Annotated in this window: 18 protein-coding genes; 6 read left to right on the top strand and 12 right to left on the bottom strand. The window is 51.6% G+C overall.

The window, feature by feature from the left end; all coding sequences use genetic code 11:
• The first annotated feature begins 130 nt into the window (after positions 1 to 130).
• The 3 genes from PJU73_RS00415 to PJU73_RS00405 all read left to right on the top strand — a co-directional run bounded on the left by PJU73_RS00415 (position 131) and on the right by PJU73_RS00405 (position 4,680).
• On the top strand, positions 131 to 1,957 hold the full coding sequence (locus PJU73_RS00415) for a bifunctional chorismate-binding protein/class IV aminotransferase (RefSeq protein WP_237091697.1): 1,827 nt from the start codon (positions 131 to 133) through the stop codon (positions 1,955 to 1,957).
• A gap of 55 nt (positions 1,958 to 2,012) precedes the next feature.
• Positions 2,013 to 3,092 carry an iron-sulfur cluster carrier protein ApbC gene (gene apbC, locus PJU73_RS00410; protein WP_237091698.1) on the top strand — a complete coding sequence of 360 codons (1,080 nt, stop codon included), beginning with the start codon at positions 2,013 to 2,015 and terminating at the stop codon, positions 3,090 to 3,092.
• Positions 3,093 to 3,666: 574 nt separating this feature from the next.
• Positions 3,667 to 4,680, top strand: a complete 1,014-nt coding sequence (locus tag PJU73_RS00405) for an IS110 family RNA-guided transposase (protein ID WP_272607434.1) — start codon at positions 3,667 to 3,669, stop codon at positions 4,678 to 4,680.
• Positions 4,681 to 4,748: 68 nt separating this feature from the next.
• On the opposite strand, the gene ptsP is transcribed toward PJU73_RS00405, so the two are convergent.
• From ptsP to PJU73_RS00370, 7 genes are all read right to left on the bottom strand, one after another.
• Positions 4,749 to 6,512: a phosphoenolpyruvate--protein phosphotransferase gene (gene ptsP / locus PJU73_RS00400; RefSeq protein ID WP_237092001.1), complete on the bottom strand. Its 1,764-nt coding sequence runs from the start codon at positions 6,510 to 6,512 to the stop codon at positions 4,749 to 4,751.
• Position 6,513: 1 nt separating this feature from the next.
• Entirely contained in the window at positions 6,514 to 6,783 is a 270-nt protein-coding gene (locus tag PJU73_RS00395; RefSeq protein WP_237092002.1) for an HPr family phosphocarrier protein, read from the bottom strand.
• Positions 6,784 to 6,926: 143 nt separating this feature from the next.
• Positions 6,927 to 7,346 (bottom strand): PTS sugar transporter subunit IIA, encoded by a 420-nt coding sequence (locus tag PJU73_RS00390; RefSeq protein WP_237092003.1) that lies wholly within the window; start codon positions 7,344 to 7,346, stop codon positions 6,927 to 6,929.
• Between the two features lie 123 nt (positions 7,347 to 7,469).
• A complete protein-coding gene (locus PJU73_RS00385) occupies positions 7,470 to 8,033 on the bottom strand; it encodes a hypoxanthine-guanine phosphoribosyltransferase (RefSeq protein WP_237092004.1) in 564 nt (187 codons plus the stop codon).
• Positions 8,034 to 8,744: 711 nt separating this feature from the next.
• On the bottom strand, positions 8,745 to 9,140 hold the full coding sequence (locus tag PJU73_RS00380; RefSeq protein ID WP_237092009.1) for a murein L,D-transpeptidase: 396 nt from the start codon (positions 9,138 to 9,140) through the stop codon (positions 8,745 to 8,747).
• 51 nt (positions 9,141 to 9,191) lie between these two features.
• On the bottom strand, positions 9,192 to 9,704 hold the full coding sequence (locus tag PJU73_RS00375; RefSeq protein ID WP_237092005.1) for an outer membrane protein assembly factor BamE: 513 nt from the start codon (positions 9,702 to 9,704) through the stop codon (positions 9,192 to 9,194).
• 234 nt (positions 9,705 to 9,938) lie between these two features.
• Positions 9,939 to 10,574 (bottom strand): MBL fold metallo-hydrolase, encoded by a 636-nt coding sequence (locus PJU73_RS00370; protein ID WP_237092006.1) that lies wholly within the window; start codon positions 10,572 to 10,574, stop codon positions 9,939 to 9,941.
• Positions 10,575 to 10,718: 144 nt separating this feature from the next.
• Here PJU73_RS00370 and PJU73_RS00365 point away from each other — a divergent pair, with 144 nt between their 5' ends.
• From PJU73_RS00365 to PJU73_RS00355, 3 genes are all read left to right on the top strand, one after another.
• Entirely contained in the window at positions 10,719 to 11,528 is an 810-nt protein-coding gene (locus PJU73_RS00365) for a DNA ligase (RefSeq protein ID WP_237092007.1), read from the top strand.
• 83 nt (positions 11,529 to 11,611) lie between these two features.
• Positions 11,612 to 11,959, top strand: a complete 348-nt coding sequence (locus PJU73_RS00360; RefSeq protein ID WP_272607428.1) for a helix-turn-helix domain-containing protein — start codon at positions 11,612 to 11,614, stop codon at positions 11,957 to 11,959.
• Positions 11,956 to 12,756 (top strand): IS3 family transposase, encoded by an 801-nt coding sequence (locus PJU73_RS00355; RefSeq protein ID WP_237092029.1) that lies wholly within the window; start codon positions 11,956 to 11,958, stop codon positions 12,754 to 12,756. The genes PJU73_RS00360 and PJU73_RS00355 overlap by 4 nt, the downstream gene beginning before the upstream one ends.
• Before the next feature lie 492 nt (positions 12,757 to 13,248).
• Here PJU73_RS00355 and PJU73_RS00350 read toward each other — a convergent pair whose 3' ends face one another.
• From PJU73_RS00350 to PJU73_RS00330, 5 genes are all read right to left on the bottom strand, one after another.
• Positions 13,249 to 13,473 carry a helix-turn-helix domain-containing protein gene (locus PJU73_RS00350; RefSeq protein WP_237090266.1) on the bottom strand — a complete coding sequence of 75 codons (225 nt, stop codon included), beginning with the start codon at positions 13,471 to 13,473 and terminating at the stop codon, positions 13,249 to 13,251.
• Positions 13,474 to 13,483: 10 nt separating this feature from the next.
• A complete protein-coding gene (locus PJU73_RS00345; protein ID WP_237090267.1) occupies positions 13,484 to 13,870 on the bottom strand; it encodes a terminase small subunit in 387 nt (128 codons plus the stop codon).
• A gap of 582 nt (positions 13,871 to 14,452) precedes the next feature.
• Positions 14,453 to 16,243 carry a DUF927 domain-containing protein gene (locus PJU73_RS00340; protein WP_237090268.1) on the bottom strand — a complete coding sequence of 597 codons (1,791 nt, stop codon included), beginning with the start codon at positions 16,241 to 16,243 and terminating at the stop codon, positions 14,453 to 14,455.
• 89 nt (positions 16,244 to 16,332) lie between these two features.
• Positions 16,333 to 17,427, bottom strand: a complete 1,095-nt coding sequence (locus PJU73_RS00335) for a DUF7146 domain-containing protein (protein ID WP_237090269.1) — start codon at positions 17,425 to 17,427, stop codon at positions 16,333 to 16,335.
• A 323-nt stretch (positions 17,428 to 17,750) separates the two neighbouring features.
• Positions 17,751 to 18,029 carry a hypothetical protein gene (locus PJU73_RS00330; RefSeq protein WP_237090270.1) on the bottom strand — a complete coding sequence of 93 codons (279 nt, stop codon included), beginning with the start codon at positions 18,027 to 18,029 and terminating at the stop codon, positions 17,751 to 17,753.
• Positions 18,030 to 18,471: the final 442 nt, after the last annotated feature.

Genomic DNA, 18,471 nt, shown 5'->3' with positions numbered 1-18,471 from the left:
TGTTTGGTGTTTGAGAATGATATGATTGTCTTTTCTGGGTTTATTTTAACGCATACCCCGCCGATAAACACTACAGAAAATTACATTTCCGGTATTTTTCCGCCGTCATCTGATAATTTATGTAAAAACCATGTATAATGAAAATATTTGCAGCAAGGCTGCGTCTTTTTTTGCTGTGTTCGACGATGCTGTTTCGGGTCGGACAAAATGCTATCAAAATCATAAAGACAGTCGTTTCCTGACTGCGGATTCCCTACACCTTCTCGATAACGTTTTACAGCAGGGCTGGCAAAGCGGGCTGCATGCCGTGTTGTGTGCAGACTACACTTTCGGTCAGGCATTGATGGGCATGCCGTCTGAAAACGCATCCGGAGTATTGGCGGTGCATTGGTTTGCCGATTGCGCCGAGGTAGACATTGAAGACTGGCTGAATCAATTTTCAGACGGCCTTGCCGGTATTTCCACGCCGCAATCGTCCACAAACGAAGCGGATTATCTGGCGGCAGTGGCGGCGGTTCACGATGCCATCCGCCGGGGCGACACTTACCAAATCAATTACACCACCCGCCTGCATTTCGACACCTACGGCAGCCCGATTGCACTTTACCGCCGCCTGCGCCAACCCGTTCCCTACGCCGCCCTGACCTGTTTGCCCGATCAAAACGGGGCAACCGGCTGGACGCTGTGTTTTTCGCCCGAACTGTTTCTCAAAATCCATTCAGACGGCCAAATCACCACCGAGCCGATGAAAGGCACAGCGCCGATTTTGCACGACGGTTTGGACGAGCAGCGGGCGGAAATCTTGCAGAGCAACCCGAAAAACCGTGCCGAAAACATTATGATTGTCGATTTGCTGCGCAACGATTTGGGCAAAATTTCGCAAACCGGCAGCGTGCGTGTTCCCGAACCGCTGAAAGTAAGCCGTTTCGGCAGCGTTTGGCAAATGACCAGCACCATCAGTGCGCAGGCGCAGCCGCAAACCGGCGCAGCCGATATTTTTCGAGCGGCATTTCCCTGTGGCTCGATTACCGGCGCACCCAAACGCATGAGTATGCAGATTATTCAGGCATTGGAAAGCGAAGCAAGGGGGCTTTATACCGGCAGCATCGGCTATCTCAATCCCTGCGGCAGCGGCTTGGGTTTTGAAGGCGTGTTGAACGTGGTTATCCGCACCTTAAGCCTGACCCCAACCGAACGGGCCGACGTTTATCATGGTGTGTACGGTGTCGGTTCGGGGATTGTTATCGACAGCGACCCGCAGGGCGAATATCAGGAATGCGGCTGGAAAGCCCGTTTCCTGACCGAGCTTGCGCCGCCGTTCGGCATTTTTGAAACTTTAAACGTCCGCAACCGCCAATGCCGCCTGCTGCACCGCCATTTAGGCCGTCTGAAAACCGCCGCCCACGCCTTAAACCTCCGGCTTCCAAGCGATTATGTGCAGCAAATCGAACATTATCTCGCCGCCATGCCGTCTGAAAACAGCCGCCTGAAAATCAGCTTGAATTCAGACGGCCTCAGCTTCAGCCATGCACCGATTCAGCCCGTTTCCGGCATCCAAAACCTGCTGCTCTCACCAAACGCCCTACCCGTTTGCGACTATCTGCGCCGCTTCAAAACCGACCGCCGTGCCGCTTTTGACGCTGCGTGGCAGACCGCCGAGCAACACGGCGCATTCGACAGCCTGCTGTTCAATACCGACGGCGTGTTGCTCGAAGGCGGCAGAAGCAGCGTGTTTGTCAAAATCAACGGCCAATGGCACACCCCCGCCTTGGATTTGGACATTCTCAACGGCGTGATGCGGCAGGAAATTCTGGATAATCCACAGCATTATCTCGGTGCAGACAGCGTTGCAGAAAGCCGTATCAGCGCCGACATGCTGGCAAACGCCGAACACATCTGCATCAGCAACGCCCTGCGGGGCGTGATGGAAGCCCGCATTATCCGCCCCGAAACTTGAAATTTGCCGACACGTCCCGATTTATAGGCCACACAAACCCAGAACAGAGCAAACCATGAATATCCCAGCCATACAAAGCGCCCTCGAAGCCCTCGTTATCCCCGCCACACAACGTACTTTGGGCAGCGAAAAAGCCGTTCAAAACATCAGCCAAAATTCAGACGGCCTGCACATCGACCTGCAATTCGGCTTTCCCGTTGCCCACATCGGCAGCGACATCGCCAACCTCGTGCAAGAAGCCGTGTTCGCCCAAATCGGCGAAACCGACATTCATTTAAGCATACACACCGACATCGCCACCCACAAAGTCCAACCCGGCATCCAAACCATCAAAGGCGTGAAAAACATCATCGCCGTCGCCTCCGGCAAAGGCGGCGTCGGCAAATCCACCACCACCGCCAACCTCGCCACCGCCATGGCCAAAATGGGCGCCCGTGTCGGCGTGTTGGATGCCGACCTCTACGGCCCGAGCCAACCGACCATGCTCGGCGTAGCAGAACGCAAACCCGACCAAAAAAGCCAAAAACTGATTCCCGTAACCGCCGACAACGGCATACAGGTAATGTCGATCGGCTTTTTGGTCGATACCGACCAAGCCGTTGTCTGGCGCGGCCCGATGTTGAGCCAAGCCCTGCAGCAATTACTGTTCCAAAGCGAATGGGACGATTTGGATTACCTCTTTATCGACCTTCCGCCCGGCACCGGCGACATCCAACTGACCCTGTCGCAAAAAATCCCCGTAACCGGATCGGTGGTCGTAACCACCCCGCAAGACATCGCCCTGATTGATGCCCGCAAAGCCATCGATATGTTCCACAAAGTCAATATCCCGATTTTCGGCGTATTGGAAAACATGTCCGTCCACATCTGCAGCAACTGCGGCCACAGCGAAGCCATCTTCGGCAGCGACGGCGGCAAAAACCTCGCCGCCAAACTCAACGTCCCGCTCTTGGGCCAACTCCCCCTGAGCCTCCCCGTACGGGAAGCCATGGACAACGGCACCGCCACCGCCCTGTTTGAACAACAGCCGCAAATCGAAGCCGTCTATACCCAAGCCGCCTTCCAACTCGCCCTCGCCGTATCCGACAAAGGCAAAGACTTCAGCAGCCGCTTCCCGAAAATCGTGGTTGAATAAAGCTGAGAAAAACAAAACCGTTTGGATAACAAAAGGCCGTCTGAAAACGCAGCAACGCAGTTTTCAGACGGCTTTCTTTTTCGCCAGTATTATATATAGTTAAAACACCGAATTTTCTGTACAAATCGGCAAGCTAAATTGGTCCACCTGCACTTTGTTCCCCGTCCTGCTGGCGGGAAGGGGTTAGGGGAAGGATGGCATTAGCTTACTGGCTTGTACAGAAAATTCAGTGTTTTAACTATAGTGAATATACTGAATAATTCATACGGTTTTTAAACAGGGAATAGGTTGGGTCGAGACCCAACACGATTGAAAATACCTTGGAAACATAAGATTTTGTTGGGTTACGCTCGTGCCTCGCTAACTCAACCTTGTATAAGAAACACCAACCACAAGATAAAATAAAAAGCCCCCGACAGAAGCAGCTATCAGGGGCGGGATTGAAAACAGAGTTGTACGCCAACCTTGGGCTTCAAAGCCCGCGACGTAGATAAAAGCCTGTTTTCAATGTCCAAACACCCCGAATAGTATCATAGACATGCTGTGCATAGTCTGCATTCACAAGGTTAGGAGCATGATGGACACCCCATTTTATTTTATCGGCATCGATATTGCCAAGTTAAAGTTCGATGTTGCGGTCAAAAAATCCGCAAAAGTGTATCAACACCACCGGTTTGAGAACCATCCTCAAGGATTTGCTGCTTTGAGCGAATGGCTGAACAGCTTTTCAGATAAGCCGCTCTATATCGTGATGGAAGCGACAAACGTCTATCACGAAAGGTTGTGCGAATACTTATATACGGCCGGACATTCGGTAGTCGTGATTAATCCCAAATGTGCCGCCAACTTTGCCAAAGGTTTGAACTTACGTTCCAAAACCGACAAAGCGGATGCCAAATTACTTGCCCGCTTAGCCGAAAGCTATGTTCATGAATTTGACCTGTGGCAACCGAAGGGCAATAACGAAAAAGCCTTATTGCGCCAACTTCGCCATCTCGAACATTTAAAAGCAGCGCTGACCAAAGAAAAAGTCCGGCTGCAGATGCTGTTGGACGAGTATGCAATGGTTTCGTCCGAACGTCTGATTGCTTTTCTTGAGTGCGAAGTCAAAACCGTTGAAACACATATTCATCAGTTGGTGAAACAGGATGATCAGTTGAAACACAACCATCGTCTGTTGAGCAGTATTCCCGCCATCGGCAAAACCACAGCCTGTTGGCTGCTCGCCATACTGGGCGACGGCACTCGGTTTAAAAATGGAAGGGCTGCTGCGACCTACGCCGGACTGACCCCGATGGTCAGACAATCGGGAACGAGTGTAGATAAGCGGGTCGGTATCTCCCGTATCGGACAGAGTGATTTGAGGAAGATACTCTATATGCCTGCGATGGTGTTTTGCTTCGGCATACATAAAGACAGTATTTACAGCCCGTTTGTCCAACGCTTGCTGGAGCGTAATAAACTGGCGAAAAAAGCCGTGATTGTGGCTCTGATGCGTAAACTCGTGACCATTGCCCAATCTGTATTGAAGTACCAACAACCCTTTAATGAAGAACGCTATGCGAAAATGTGTCTGGATAAGGCTTGATTTGTTGGGGGGCTTATAGTATCTAATCCTAATTTGGCATAGAAATCCGGTATTTGAACGATATATTTTCAGACGGCCTTGGTTTCATCCATTTCGAGGCTGTTGAGGGTTTTTAGCAGTTTTTCGGATTTTTCGGGATCTTCGTTGCGCAGGAGTTTGGCGGTTTGGTTTTCGAGCTGCATGGTGTCGCTGTGTAAGACGATGTTTTTGACCGCCAAAAGGTTGTTGGGGTTCATGGAGAAGCAGCGCAGCCCCATGCCGAGTAAGGCTCTCGTGAAGGTGGTGTCGCCGGCCATTTCGCCGCAGACGGAGACGCTTTTGTCCATGCGGTTGGCGGTGCGGATGATGTGTTGCAGCATTTTCAATACGGCGGGGTGGCTGGGTTGGTAGAGGTGGCTGACGCTGTCGTCGCCCCTGTCCACGGATAAGACGTATTGAATCAGGTCGTTGGTGCCGATGGAGATGAAATCGACGAGTTTGAGTATGCTGCCGACGGTCATGGCGGCGGAGGGGATTTCGATCATGCAGCCGATGCTGACTTCGCCGAAGGTTTCAAAGCGTTCTTTGAGTTGTTTTTGGGCGGTTTCTAAGTGGGTCAGGCATTGGCGGATTTCGGATACGGAGGTAATCATCGGCCACATGATGCGGACGTTGCCGTGTTGGGCGGCCCGCAGTATGGCTCGCATTTGGGTGCGGAACATGACGGGTTCGGCAAGGCACAGGCGGATGCCGGTAAGGCCGAGGGCGGGGTTGAGGCTGCCGTTGGGTGTGCTGTTTTGGCCGAACCAGCGGGGGTTTTTGTCTACGCCTAAATCGACGGTACGAATGGTGATGGGTTTGCCTTTCATTTTTTTGACGATGGCGCTGTACACTTCGTATTGTTCGTCTTCAGACGGCATGTTGTCGCGGTTGAGATAGAGAAATTCGCTGCGGAACAGGCCGACACCGTCGGCACCGAAGTTGTGCAGGGCTTTGATGTCTTCGGCGGATTCGATGTTGGCGGAGAGTTCGATGTTGATGCCGTCGGCGGTGGTGGCTGCGGTTTTTTTGAGTTTGTTGAGTTCCCGTTTGTGGCTGCGGTAGGCCCGTTCGAGTTTGCGGTATTCCTGTAAGATGATTTCGTCGGGGTCGATAATCAGAATGCCGTTGATGCCGTCCACGATGACGACTTCGTTTTCGGTAATGAGTTTGCGGGCGTTGTGCAGGCCGATAACGGACGGTATGTCGAGGCTGCGGCCGAGGATGGCGGTGTGGCTGGTCGGGCCGCCGGCATCGGTTACGAATGCCATGATGTGTTGTTCTTTAAACAATACGGTGTCGGCGGGCGACAGGTCGTGGGCGATGAGTATGGTGTCTTCGAAGAGGTGGTTGGCGAGGTTTAATTCGTTGCTCAGGCCGACCAGATTGTTGTGGATACGCTGTACGACTTGCAGCATATCTTGTTTGCGTTCCCGCAGATAGGCATCGTCGATGCTGTCGAACTGGGCGGCGAGTTTGTCGCTTTGCAGTTTGAGCGCCCATTCGGCGTTGATTTTTTGGCTGCGTAAGATGTCCACCGGCTCTCGGGAGAGGGTTACATCGGTTAGGAGCATGATGTGCAGGGAAATAAATGCGCCTAATTCGGTGGGGGCGTTTTCGGGAATGGCGGTACGCAGCTGTTCCAGCTCCCGGCGGGTGGCCTTGACGGCGGCTTCAAAGCGGGCAACTTCGCTGTCTAGGTGTTCTTCGGCAACATCGTATTGCGGCACTTCTGCGCTGCCCCGGGTAACCAAATGGGCGTGTCCGATGGCAATGCCTTTGCCTGCGGCTACGCCGTGCAGCACGATACTCATTTTATTCGCCCTCGCCGAAATAGTCGTTAATCAGTTCTACCAGCGCCTGCATGGCGGCGGTTTCGTCCGGTCCGTCGGTTTCCAATTCGATAACCGAGCCTTTGGCGGCGGCCAGCATCATCAAGCCCATTATGCTTTTGCCGTTGATGCGGTTGCCGTTTTTGGTAACCCACACTTCGCTTTGGAATTGGGCGGCGGTTTGGGTAAATTTGCTGGACGCTCGGGCGTGCAACCCCAGTTTGTTGATGATTTCGATTTCTTGTTTCAGCATAAATTTTCTTTCCAAATCGGCGGTATGGTTCGGACTTTTATGGTTATACGGTATTGTGTCGCACTGTATAAACACTATTGTTTCGTTTTGATTTGCCGCCCTACTTTTTCCAACCGCAAACCCGTTTTTCAGACGGCCTCAAGTCAGCAGCACTGCAAATCGTCGGGTCTGGCGGTAATGGCGAAAATCCCTTTTACGGCGGCTTCCCGCACGGTTTCGGTAAACGCCTGCAAATCTTCTGCCTGCGGCGCATACTGCATGGCTTTAATCATCATCGGCGCATTCAGGCCGGTCAAAATCGCCGATTTGTTTTCCCGCACCATTCTGCGGGCAGCGTTGCACGGGGTCGCACCGAAAATATCGGTCATAATCAATACGCCGTGGTTGGGCGGGAAATCCTGCAGAGACGCAATCGCCCGATTGATGATGTCGTCTTGATCTTCGTCGGGCTGTACGCCGAGAATCTGCACATAATCAGGCAATCCTCCGGCAAAAAAATGGCGTGCCAAACCTTGGTAGGCTTCGCCGACAGATTCGTGTGTGATAACCAGCAAACTAATCATTTGTATTATTCTCGTTGCCCGCCGACCGCCGTTTTGCAGACAGCGGATCCGGCAAGGCTTGTATTTTTTTGATTACAAAGCAATAGATAAAAACCGCTCTACCTGATTGCAAACAAAACCGTTTTATTCTTGTTTCAGAGCGTAGATTTCGCCCAAATTGCGCCAGCAACCGGCGGCATCCATACCGTAGCCGAATACATAACGGTCCGGCACATCCAAGCCGACATAGTCCGCCTGAATCGGTTTTTCTTTTGAAATCAGCTTATTGGCAAATACCGCCGAACGACAGCTCGCCGCCCCCATTTCCAGCAGCTTGGAACAAATCGCCGACATGGTATGGCCTTCGTCGAGAATATCGTCCAACACCACCACATGGCGGCCTTTAATCTGATTTTCAGACGGCATCCGCTTCCAATGAAATGCACCGCCCGCCAATTTATCGCCGTAACGGGAAACATGCACATAGTCAAAATCCAAAGGAAAGCGTAACAGCGGCAACAACTGGCCGGTAAACACCACCGCCCCGCCCATCACCGGCAACAGCAGCGGATATTTGTCGCCCAAATCACGGCCGATTTCATTGGCAAGGCGCAAAAGTGCGGCACGGCACTGCTGTTCGTTGAACAATAATTCGGCCTGATCAAGCATGGCCTGCGTTTCACGGCGTTTGACTTCCAAATCCATCATCTTCCCGCATTCGTTAAAATCAGTGAAAACCTTTATTATAGAGGAATTCGGTACAAACCGATATATTGCGGAAATACTTTATTTTCCATATAAAATCAGGCGTAGCTTGGGCTTGGAAGGGTATAGTGGATTGACTATATCGTGAATTAACCAAAAAATATTACAACCCAAGAGAACCACCCTTCCTGCCAGCGGGACGGGGAACGGTGTGTATAGTGAATTAGCCAAATTTCCAGTACATATCAAACCCAACATGCCCGTCATTCCGACGAAAGTCGGAATCCATTTCGGCGGATTAGGTAACTGTTTTTCTTTACGGTTTCTGAATCTGACAGATGGATTCCGACTTTCGTCGGAATGACAAGTATGTTTGAAAATCGTACGGTTTATTAAGTGGATTCACTATAACGTGCTTGCCTAAGCATGCACGTGTTCTTTAAATTCCACATGAATGCTGTCTGAAAACGAGGGTAACGAGTTTCTGCGCAGCTAAAATCAGATTTTCAGACGGCTTCGATATAAAATGCACAGAACCCGTGCGTACTTTGGTACACACTCTACAAGTGCCGGATTAAATGGTATGGATTATTCAGTTAATCCACTATATCGTGGCGATTTTTTTGATTACCATGGAAAACAGCGTTACCAACGTCCACTCTTTTCCCATAGAAAAACGGGTATTGCTTAAGCAATACCCGTTTTCAGACGGCCTTAAATTACTTCCAACACAAAGTAGTTACGCAATTTATCGTAAACCGGGTTGGTAACATTGATGCAGCCGTTGGTCATAATCCGATCAGCGACCAGCGGCGAAGCAATGCGTTCCAAACGCCGCTCTGCCGGAATCCGAGTCCAAACCCGATGCAGGGCAAACAGAAAATCCTTATCCTGCTTGAAGCCGATTACTTCTCCGCCGTAGCCGGGTTTTTCGGTTTTCATCAACGTTAAATCAAACGTACCTCTGGGCGTGGTTTTACCGACCAGCACCGGATGGCACTGTTTGTCGTCGGCAAAACACAATTCCGCTTTGTCTTTATGGACAATCACTTTCTTAGACATGATGTAGGCATTTACCGCATCGTTTTCAGCATGTGCGTGCATACCCATACCAAGCAGCAGCGTGGCCGCCAAAGTCAGTTTTTTCAGCATTTTTTCCGATTATTGACGAATGCGTTTCGGTGTAGTCACGATTTCGCGGATAATCACTTGCGGCTCTGCTTTAGGTGCAGGTGGCGGACAAGCGGCATCTTTAGGGAATACCGGATTCCAGTAGAAGCTGCGTGCGAATTTGTCTTTGTCGTAAATCACTTTGTATTGACAGGTAGTAATGCCTTCAACACCTGAAGTGTTGTCAGGATCAACGCCTACGCCCGGAGTGTAGAAGTGGAACAGGTAATCCCATTCACGCACGCCGTACAGGCCTTCGTCATAGTGAGGGCGACCCAAAATTTTGTAGATGTCGTCTTTAGTCAGACCCGGACGCATTTGATCCAGTTCGTCGTAAGTCGGGAATGTACCGCGGTCGTTATTGAAAGTCAGCGAGTATGGTTTTGGGAACACCGGCTCGTCGGTTGTACCGTCCGGTTTTACATGGCTTTTGGTCGCACACGCAGCCAACAGGCCGGCTGCCAACACTGACAAACCCAGTTTGAAAATTTGCTTTTTGTTCATGATGTTATATCCTTTGGGAATTCTCCCGCCCTGTTTTCAAAAAATATCCGGGTGCGGTTGGTTTCCGTTTGCTAAATAAATTTCTCGACAGTCATACACACGGTACGTCTGGATAGTGTGCTTTTTATCAATTTAACGCAAAAATGTCAAGATTTACGGCCTTAGCCGTCTGATTATTGGTATTTTTTACAACATTATCTGCCCATTGCCGTTTTCTTCGCCCGAAAATGCTTTTTATGCTTGCAAAAACGGATTATGCCGTTTTTCGTGGCCGATGGTTGTCATTCTGCCGTGTCCGGCGATAACACGGGTTTCTTCGGGCAAGGTCAGCAGTTTTTCACGGATATTGTGGATTAAATCGGCGTGATTGCCTCTTGGGAAATCGGTTCTGCCTATGGTTTCGTAAAACAAGACATCACCGGCAATCAGCAACCCTGCTTCGCTGCAGTAAAACACCACATGGCCGGGTGTATGCCCCGGAATATGCAGTACATCAAACACATAGCGTCCGACCGCCAGTTGTTCACCTTCATTAAGCCAACGGGTCTGCGGCACAGGCGAAACGGGGAAACCGTATTGGGCGGTTGTTTCAGGAAGCGACTGCAGCAAAAAATCATCACCCTCATGCGGCCCCAAAACCGCCACATCGCAGTGTTTTAAAAATTCCACCACGCCGCCGGCATGGTCCAAATGCCCGTGCGTCAGCCAGATTTCTTTCAATTTCAAATTCTTATCTGCGACACTTTGCAGCAGAAACGGCACATCACCGCCAACATCGGTCAATACCGCCTCGCCGCTTTCATCGTCCCATAATAACGTACAGTTTTGCCGAAACGGCGTTACCGCATTGATTTCAAATTGCAGAGCCATAAAAAATACCTGTTTTTATTGTCGTTTTCATCTCAACATTCCGGTAAAAATCCACTCTCTTACCGGAAAAGCTGTTTTCAGACGGCCTGTTATACCATAAAATGCTTTATAAAATAAGCAGCAACATAAATAAAAGAGAGAAATATGAGAACCCTAATCCCCATATTGGCCATTGCTCTGGCCGCCTCCCCCGCCACTGCCGTTGATTTTCTGTTGGCCAAACAATATACCACCCAAGATGTTACCCATTGGGCAATGAGCGAAAAACTGGACGGCGTGCGTGCCTATTGGGACGGCAACAAACTCATCAGCCGCCAAGGTTACGCCTTCACGCCACCCCAAGGCTATACCGCCGATTTTCCGCCCTATCCGCTGGACGGCGAATTGTACAGCGGCCGCCAACAGTTTGAACACATTTCCGCCACCGTCCGCCGCCACAACAGCAGTTGGCACGACATCAAACTGCACGTTTTCGACGTACCCGCCGCCCAAGGCAACCTTTACCAACGTCTGGCTGTACTGCAAAAATGGCTGCACGCCCATCCCAAAGCCCCGATTGTCATCATCAAACAAATACCCGTCAAAAATCGGGAACATGTGTTCCAATACCTGAAACAAATCGAAGCCTTGGGCGGCGAAGGCGTGATGCTACGCAACCCCAATCTTGCCTATACCGGCGGCCGCAGCGACCAACTGCTCAAACTCAAAAGCATTCAGGATGCTGAATGCACCGTAACCCGCCACTACGAAGGCAAAGGTAAAAACAGCGGCAAACTGGGCGCAATCGGCTGTAAAAACCAACTGGGCGAATTCAAAATCGGTAGCGGTTTCAAAGATGCCGACCGCCTCAACCCACCACCCGTCGGCTCGGTCATCACCTACCGCTATCGTGGCTTTACCAAAAAAGGTACACCAAGATTTGCCACTTATTTCCGCAAACGCAGCGACCGTTAAGTATCAAAACAGGCCGTCTGAAAACCATGAACTGCACCCCAAAAGTTGGACACCCCTCCAACTTTAAAAGGTGCAGTTTTCTTATGTCCAAATATAACCTACACTTCAAATACCGAGCCGTACTCCATTATCACCAAGTGCACAGCCAACAGCGCACCGCAGAGCACTTCAACGTCTCGCGCACCCACCTGCGCCGTTGGATAGCCGCCTATCGGCAAGGCGGTATCGCCGCACTTCAACACCCGCAGGCTACGTTTATGAAGACCAAACGCAAAAACCCGTTTATCGCCGACAAACCCGACCACCAAAAAACCCGGGCGGAACTGATTGAAGAGTTACGTTACATGAGGGCGGAGAACGACTACCTAAAGCACATGAAAGCCCTCAACGAAAAGAACGCCGCCAAAGCTGCGAAACCGTTCAAACGTTGAGAGCGAAGCACCCGCTGAAATATCTGCTGCACAGTGCCGGCATTCCCAAAAGCAGCTTTCATTACCATATCGGCAAAGCCGATCCCGATGCGGCGGCCAAAACCGCAGTAAGTGAAGTCTATCGCCGACACAAAGGCCGCTACGGTCATCGGCGGATTGCCGCCGTATTGTCGTGGAACAAAAAGAAAGTGCAGCGCATTATGGGTTTGTTGGGACTGAAAGCCAAAGTCCGCAGCAAAAAAGCCTACCGTCCGCAGGTAACAGGAGAGGCTTCGGATAATATTCTTAATCGTGAATTTACTGCCGGCAAACCGGCAGACAAATGGCTGACCGATGTGACGGAGTTCAAATGCACAGACGGGAAGCTTTACTTGTCGCCGATATTGGATGTGTTTAATCGGGAGATTGCGGCCTATTCTTTAGGCCGCAGAGCAAACAGTAAAATGGTGGCGCAAATGTTGGATAAAGCATTTGGTCGTCTGAAAGGCCAAACGCCGCTGCTGCATTCCGACCGGGGTGTGCTTTACCGCACCGGGGCTTATCGGGCGAAACTGGCTGAGAAAGGAATGGTGCAAAGCATGTCGCGCAAAGGAAATTGCTGGGACAATGCGCCGATGGAGCGTTTCTTCGGTACATTAAAAGAAGAGAGCTTCTATCAGGAAGGTGCGTTGTCGGTGGCAGAGCTGACAGAGGTAATAGATGATTACATACGTTACTACAATCATGAGCGGATTAGTTTAAACTTAAAAAAGCTGAGTCCTGTCGGCTACAGAACCCAGCTTGAAAAGGCTGTTTGAGAAAGATTCTTAACTTGTCCAAGTATTGGGGGGCAGTTCATTTGGTTGTTGCCCAACCTTGGTTTTCAGACGGCCTGCCGACTACACATATAAAGAAAAACCGCCTGAAAATCAGACGGTTGACATCGAGACTTGAATTAATGAAATAAATATATGTTATTAAACAATATAACTTTGGTTAAATTCAAAAATACCCCCAAAAATACCCCCATTTTGTCAAAGTCAAAATTTCTTGGTGTGATAGTTGCAGGGGTAGATTAGCGGTTTTTTTGGTCTGGAAATGGTCAATCCGTGGTCAATCCGTGGTTAATCCGTGGTTAATCCGTGGTTAATCCGTGGTTAATCCGTGGTTAATTTTTTACCCGTTTTCAGATTTACCCGTTTTTTGGGGGTAAAAGTGATTAAATCGTGATTAAACCGTGATTACTTTTTTACCCGTTTTTCAGACGGCTTGCAGGGCGGTTATTTTCCAATTTGGAAAGTGTTGCCTGTTCAGATGGTCTGTAACTGTTCGGCCAGTTTGGGGGATTGGTGCAGCAGGTGCAGAAGTTTCAGGGCTGTGCCGCTGGGGTGGCGGCGGCCTTGCTCCCATGATTGGACGGTTTGCGCCGATGTGTTGAGCAGGCGAGCAAATTCGGTTTGGGTGGTGGTGTGCAGTGGGTGGCGGCCGGTCAGTTTGACGGTGTGCCGTATGGTGCGGATTTGTTCGGGGGTCATGTTTGTTCTCTCATAGGATTTCTTTGGCTTTTTCCAATAAGGCCATCATTTCGGCTGCGCTCAATGGCGGCGGCGGGCTGACGGCTGCGCCTGTGTGGTCGATTTCCTGCTTGTCGCTGTAGCCGTGCTTGGTAAGCAGCAGTTTGGCAAAGGCGGCGTTATATTCGCCTGTTAATCCGCCGTTAATCAGGCGCATTTCCTGCATGGTCTGCACTTGCTCTACTACGGCGGCGATTTCGGGGCTTTGGCGGGTATATTCGGCCAGTGTGCTGCGGTTTTTGCCTAGGTATAGGGCTAGGCCTGCTAAGGTGGGTAGGGTTTCGCCTGCGGGTAGGTTCGCAATGTAGGTTTGTGCGGCGGCGATAAGCTCCGCTGTTAGTTCGCTTGGTCGTGCCATGTTGGGTTTCCCTGTTGCTGAATAGGCCATTGTACGGCTTCCGTGCTGCGCTGCAAGTTTTTATGGGGTCTGAAAAGTAATGAAATGTAGGGGTTAGCCGCCATGCTGCAAGACAGGTTTTCAGACGGCCTTTGCCGGTGTTGATAGTGAAAACGGTAAAAAAGCGGTAAAAAAACGGCAATAAAAAAAGTGTATATATACAGAAACACCAGCGGTTACAGCGGTTACGCGGTTACTTTACAAATAATCTTCTGTTTTTAAACGGTTTAATTTTTTTCTTAACGTTTTTTAGCGGTTACATTAGCGGTTACCAACGGTTACCAGCGGTTACGCCTTTCCATAAATCTTTGTTTTTAAATGTGTAACCGCTGTAACCGCTCGGTAACCGCTGCTTTTTTTTGTAACGGTTACCGCTGTAAGCCTTATGGTATAAGGGTTTTCATAGTTAAGTTTTGTTATGTAACCGCTGTAACCGCTGTTTTTGCGTTCTTTATATATGCACTTTTTTTTCGGGGGTGTTTTTCGGGCTTGGGTGGGCATGAAAAAAGCGGGGAAATCCCCGCTGCTCTTAGGTTTGGCTGTTTACGGCTGCTCTTCTGCCAGCTCTTCGGGCGGTAGTTTGCCCTTGAATTTGTACAGGCGGCCTTTGCCTCTTAGCTGGTGTTTCCAGCGGTTGCCTGCTTGGTTGCGTTCCAGCCAGCGGGCGTGATGTAAAACGCTGCATACTTTGTCTTTGTCATAGCCTTGGCATATTTCTTCTAGAAAGATTTTGGGGACAATGTAGAACTGGTCTTCGTCTTGGTTGTCGGTAAAGCGGCGGTATCCTGCGAAGTTGTGCGGTAGGTCGTATGGTTGGGCGGCGGACAGGGAAACAAAGCGGCCGCTGTCAAAGTGGATTTGGGCAAAGGCTAGGGCGTTTTCCATAATGCGGCGGTCTTCAAATTTGCCGCTGCCGTTGCGTTCCAGCCAATCATCAAAGCATTGTTTGACGGCGGGAAAGGCTAGGCCGTCTGAAATGCCTGTGATGCCGTGGCGGGCGGCCAGCTCTAGGGCGGCGGCGACAAGGGCAAAGCGGGTGGCAACGGTGCGGGCTTGGCCGTCCATATCGGGTAGGGTTGCCATAAAGCCGGCTTGCAGGTGGCGGGCTTCGGCGATGGTGTCGGGCTTGTCGGTAAGCAGGCGGATAAATGCCCGCCCTGCTGTGCCGTGATAGCGTTCGGCGTTTTGGGTAATGGCTTCGGCTAGGTGGCTGCCTTTGTCGTAACCGTGCAGGGTGTCAAAGATGCCTTTGCCCTGCCCTGCATCTGAAGGGACAGACGGTAGGCGGGCGGCTTGGCCTGCGTTCCAGTCTTCTTTTGCGTTGTGCAGAAACATATCAAGCGGTTTTTCTCCGGTGGAAAGCAGCAGCAGCCGCCAACGGTTGATGTCTCGGTTGCCGCCGTCTTTTGCGCCTTGGATTTTGGAAACGCCGTTAATCACGGCATAGGCGGTTTGCGATACATGGCGGGGGTTGGCCTGCCCGATTTCGTCTAAGACTAACAGGTTATCGCTGCGGGCGTTGGCTAGGTTGCTGAAGCCTAGTGATGTGCCTGTCCAGCTTGCCATCAGCTCGGCGGGTTTGCCCCATACGCTTAGGGCGGCTTTGGCGGCGGTGCTTTTGCCGTCTCTGCTGTCGCCGAAGAGATGGAAGCCGCCCGATTCCATGCCCATCAGGTGCAGCAGCGGGGCGGCAAGGGCTGCGCCAATCATCAGGCATAGGCGGCTGTTGCCTGCGGCATAGCGGGCAATGTGGGTTTGCCATTCCTCCAGCGTGCCGCTGCTCTGATAGGCGTGGGCGGTGTCGCCGTTGTAGATGATGTTGGGGCTGTCGCTGTCGGTGGGGGCGATGATTTCGCCGTTGGGTAGGATATAGGCGGTTTTACACCAGCCGCTTTTGTCGGTTACGGTATAGGGGGTTTGTTTGCCCTCGGTTTGCAGATAGTCGGCCAGCAGCTCCCGTTTGCGGCGTTGGCTGTTGATGGCTATGCCGCTGCCTTGCAGCTTCTGCCAGCTCTGCTGTGTGCCGATTTCTGCCATGGGTAGGGCGGCGGTGCGTTTGGCTCGGGTAATGCGGTCTTGCCATTGGATAATGCGGTAATGGTTGCCGCTGTGGTCTGTGCCTCGGCCAATCAGGCGGATTGGGTCGGACAGGTGCAGCGGGGCTTTTTCGCTGGTGTTGCCCTCTTTGTCGGTTTCGATGGCGATATAGTTCACGCCGCCTGCGGTGCATTCATAGCGGGGCTTTAAGCGGTATTCTTCAATCAGGGCGGGATTGCCCTTTAAAAGTTTCAAATGTGGGGCTTGGCTCTTGTTTTGGTTGGTGTTTTTAGTCATAATATCCTCGTTTCTTGAGTTTTCTATGAATTTGGTGTGCAACTGGGGTTGGCCGTCTGGAAGTGATTTTCAGACGGCCTTTGTCCGTCTCAATCATCTATGCCGCCTGCCTGCTCTGCGGCTTTGCGGGCGTTGAGTAAATCCAGTGCGTCTGTATCGGGATTGGGCGGGGTCATGGTATAGACGTTGAGGCCTGCCAGTTTTGCCCGTCTTGCCAGCTTCTCGGCGGCGGCTAGGCCTGCTGTGTCATGGTCGGCACACACCAGCAGCGTTTGCAGGTTTTCAGGCCACTGGAAAGCGGCCATGCCGTTGGCACTCAAGGCGGCATAACACGGCCAGCCTGTCAGCTCCCGTGCGGCTAAGGCGGTTTCTATGCCCTCGCACACCAACAGTTCTCCATGATGGGGCTGATACAGCCTTACCGCCTTTCCTGTCAGCCAGCCTATACCGCTGAAACGGGTCTGCATTTTCTTGGCGGGCAATAATGCGCCTGTTTCGGGGTGGTGGGCGTTAAGTTTGGTATGACTCAAGGCATGGGCGGCGTTGTCGCCTGCGGGCGGGGTGTAGCAGGGTTTGAGGTAGGTTGTGTGCAGGCCTGCTAATGTGCCGTCTGCTTCGGTTATGGCGGCAATCATGGCGGGATAGCGGCCTGTTTCCTGCCAGCCGTCCGAACATTGCACCCAATAGGGCAAGGCTGCGTGATAGCGGATTGACTGCGGTAGCTCGCTGCCCATATCCAAGCCCCGCCCTGCCAGATATTGGGTTACGGGGTCGCCGTGTTGCAGCTCTTGGGCGGCGTGCCACACGGCGGCCAGTTTGTCGCTGCGGTCTTGGGGCGGCTCTGCGGGGGCTGTAGGCGGCAAGGGGGCGGCTCGGTAGGGTTCTGCCTTATCTATGCCCAACACGCCTGCTACGGCTCTTACTGCTTCGGGATAGGTGTAGCCGTAAACGTGCATTAACAGCGTGAAGCCGTCGCCGCTTAGGCCGTCCATATGGTTGCAGATAAAGCCGCCGTTGCCGTGGCGGTCGTCAAAACGGAAACGGTCTTTACCGCCGCAAGCGGGGCAAGGCTGGTGTTTGTCGGTCAGACTCTCGGCGGGTATGCCTAAGGCGGTCAGGATTGCCCGCCAGTTGCCCTGTGCCTGCTGCTTCACGGCGGTAAAGTCTAAGCGTTGGGATTTCATGGCTGTTCTCCTTCCATATCGTTTACAGGCTCGTAAACGATGGCTGCGGTGGGGTTTTCCGTCCAGTCCAAGGGGTTAGGCTTGGGCGGCTTCTTCTACGCTCTGCTGCGGCTCTGCTACGGCGGGGGCGGTGCAGTAGTGCAGGCATACAAAGGCGGAAAGCAATAACAGGATTTTGATAGTGGGTTTCATGATGGTTTTCCCATGTTCGGGCGGGCTGATTGGTGCTGATTAAAATCAATCACTTATAAACACGCCCGCCAAATTGAAGATGTGGTTTTGCCCTGCTGTAACGCATATCAGCAATAGCAGGGGCGGAAAAATCAGCCGTGCATTAGTTCGTTGATGTCTATGCTCGCCTGTTCGCCGTTGTGTTGTTCCAGTTCGATAAGATAGTCATTCAGTGCGTCTAGCAGGTTATCAGCCAGATAGGTTTGATTGTGTTGCAGCAGATGTTTTAAGACAGGGATATAAGAACGGGCGATGTTGTATCTTGCCGTTTCAAGAAAATAGGCGGCATTGCTCAAGCGTGCCAGCAGCTCTTCGCTTACTTCGTGGGTTTTTGGGGATTGGGTGTTGGGGATTTGGTTTTTTGAAGTCATGATGTTTTCCGATTTTAGAGATTGAGAAGCCCATTAGGGGGCGGTGCTCTCTCTGGTCGAAAAGTCCAGCCTGCGCCTTACGGTTAGCAGACACCGCCATAGCTTGAATAGCCGTCCGATAATTTCGCTGTGCCTACGATTGTGCATAGGTCGGGAAATTGCCGGCCGTCTGAAAAGATGGCGATAAAAAACCAGCGTTTACCCTGCTGATTTGGGTTTTCGATTTAGAGAGAACCGCTACTGTAATTCTCAATGCTCGGTTTGTCAAATGGTTTGGGGCTTAGGCTGCCGTATGGTGGCGGACAGGCTGAAACAGGGGTTGGGTAATGCTGGGGCGCATGGTTGCGCTGATGGCGGGCGTGGCCGCTGTTTGATGGGTATTCATGTGATGCTCTCTTTCTGTTTCGCTTAATCATGCCGCTACAGCTTTCCACGGCTGCGG

The sequence above is a fragment of the Neisseria lisongii genome (assembly GCF_028463985.1).
Classification (GTDB): Bacteria; Pseudomonadota; Gammaproteobacteria; order Burkholderiales; family Neisseriaceae; genus Neisseria; species Neisseria lisongii.
This window is presented reverse-complemented; position numbering and strand designations above follow the sequence as displayed.

Excerpts from the sequence above, each read along its gene's own strand:
- PJU73_RS00415 (WP_237091697.1), top strand. The coding sequence starts at position 131 with ATGTATAATGAAAATATTTGCAGCAAGGCTGCGTCTTTTTTTGCTGTG.
- apbC (WP_237091698.1), top strand. The coding sequence starts at position 2,013 with ATGAATATCCCAGCCATACAAAGCGCCCTCGAAGCCCTCGTTATCCCC.
- PJU73_RS00405 (WP_272607434.1), top strand. The coding sequence starts at position 3,667 with ATGATGGACACCCCATTTTATTTTATCGGCATCGATATTGCCAAGTTA.
- ptsP (WP_237092001.1), bottom strand. The coding sequence starts at position 6,512 with ATGAGTATCGTGCTGCACGGCGTAGCCGCAGGCAAAGGCATTGCCATC.
- PJU73_RS00395 (WP_237092002.1), bottom strand. The coding sequence starts at position 6,783 with ATGCTGAAACAAGAAATCGAAATCATCAACAAACTGGGGTTGCACGCC.
- PJU73_RS00390 (WP_237092003.1), bottom strand. The coding sequence starts at position 7,346 with ATGATTAGTTTGCTGGTTATCACACACGAATCTGTCGGCGAAGCCTAC.
- PJU73_RS00385 (WP_237092004.1), bottom strand. The coding sequence starts at position 8,033 with ATGATGGATTTGGAAGTCAAACGCCGTGAAACGCAGGCCATGCTTGAT.
- PJU73_RS00380 (WP_237092009.1), bottom strand. The coding sequence starts at position 9,140 with ATGGGTATGCACGCACATGCTGAAAACGATGCGGTAAATGCCTACATC.
- PJU73_RS00375 (WP_237092005.1), bottom strand. The coding sequence starts at position 9,704 with ATGAACAAAAAGCAAATTTTCAAACTGGGTTTGTCAGTGTTGGCAGCC.
- PJU73_RS00370 (WP_237092006.1), bottom strand. The coding sequence starts at position 10,574 with ATGGCTCTGCAATTTGAAATCAATGCGGTAACGCCGTTTCGGCAAAAC.
- PJU73_RS00365 (WP_237092007.1), top strand. The coding sequence starts at position 10,719 with ATGAGAACCCTAATCCCCATATTGGCCATTGCTCTGGCCGCCTCCCCC.
- PJU73_RS00360 (WP_272607428.1), top strand. The coding sequence starts at position 11,612 with ATGTCCAAATATAACCTACACTTCAAATACCGAGCCGTACTCCATTAT.
- PJU73_RS00350 (WP_237090266.1), bottom strand. The coding sequence starts at position 13,473 with ATGACCCCCGAACAAATCCGCACCATACGGCACACCGTCAAACTGACC.
- PJU73_RS00345 (WP_237090267.1), bottom strand. The coding sequence starts at position 13,870 with ATGGCACGACCAAGCGAACTAACAGCGGAGCTTATCGCCGCCGCACAA.
- PJU73_RS00340 (WP_237090268.1), bottom strand. The coding sequence starts at position 16,243 with ATGACTAAAAACACCAACCAAAACAAGAGCCAAGCCCCACATTTGAAA.
- PJU73_RS00335 (WP_237090269.1), bottom strand. The coding sequence starts at position 17,427 with ATGAAATCCCAACGCTTAGACTTTACCGCCGTGAAGCAGCAGGCACAG.
- PJU73_RS00330 (WP_237090270.1), bottom strand. The coding sequence starts at position 18,029 with ATGACTTCAAAAAACCAAATCCCCAACACCCAATCCCCAAAAACCCAC.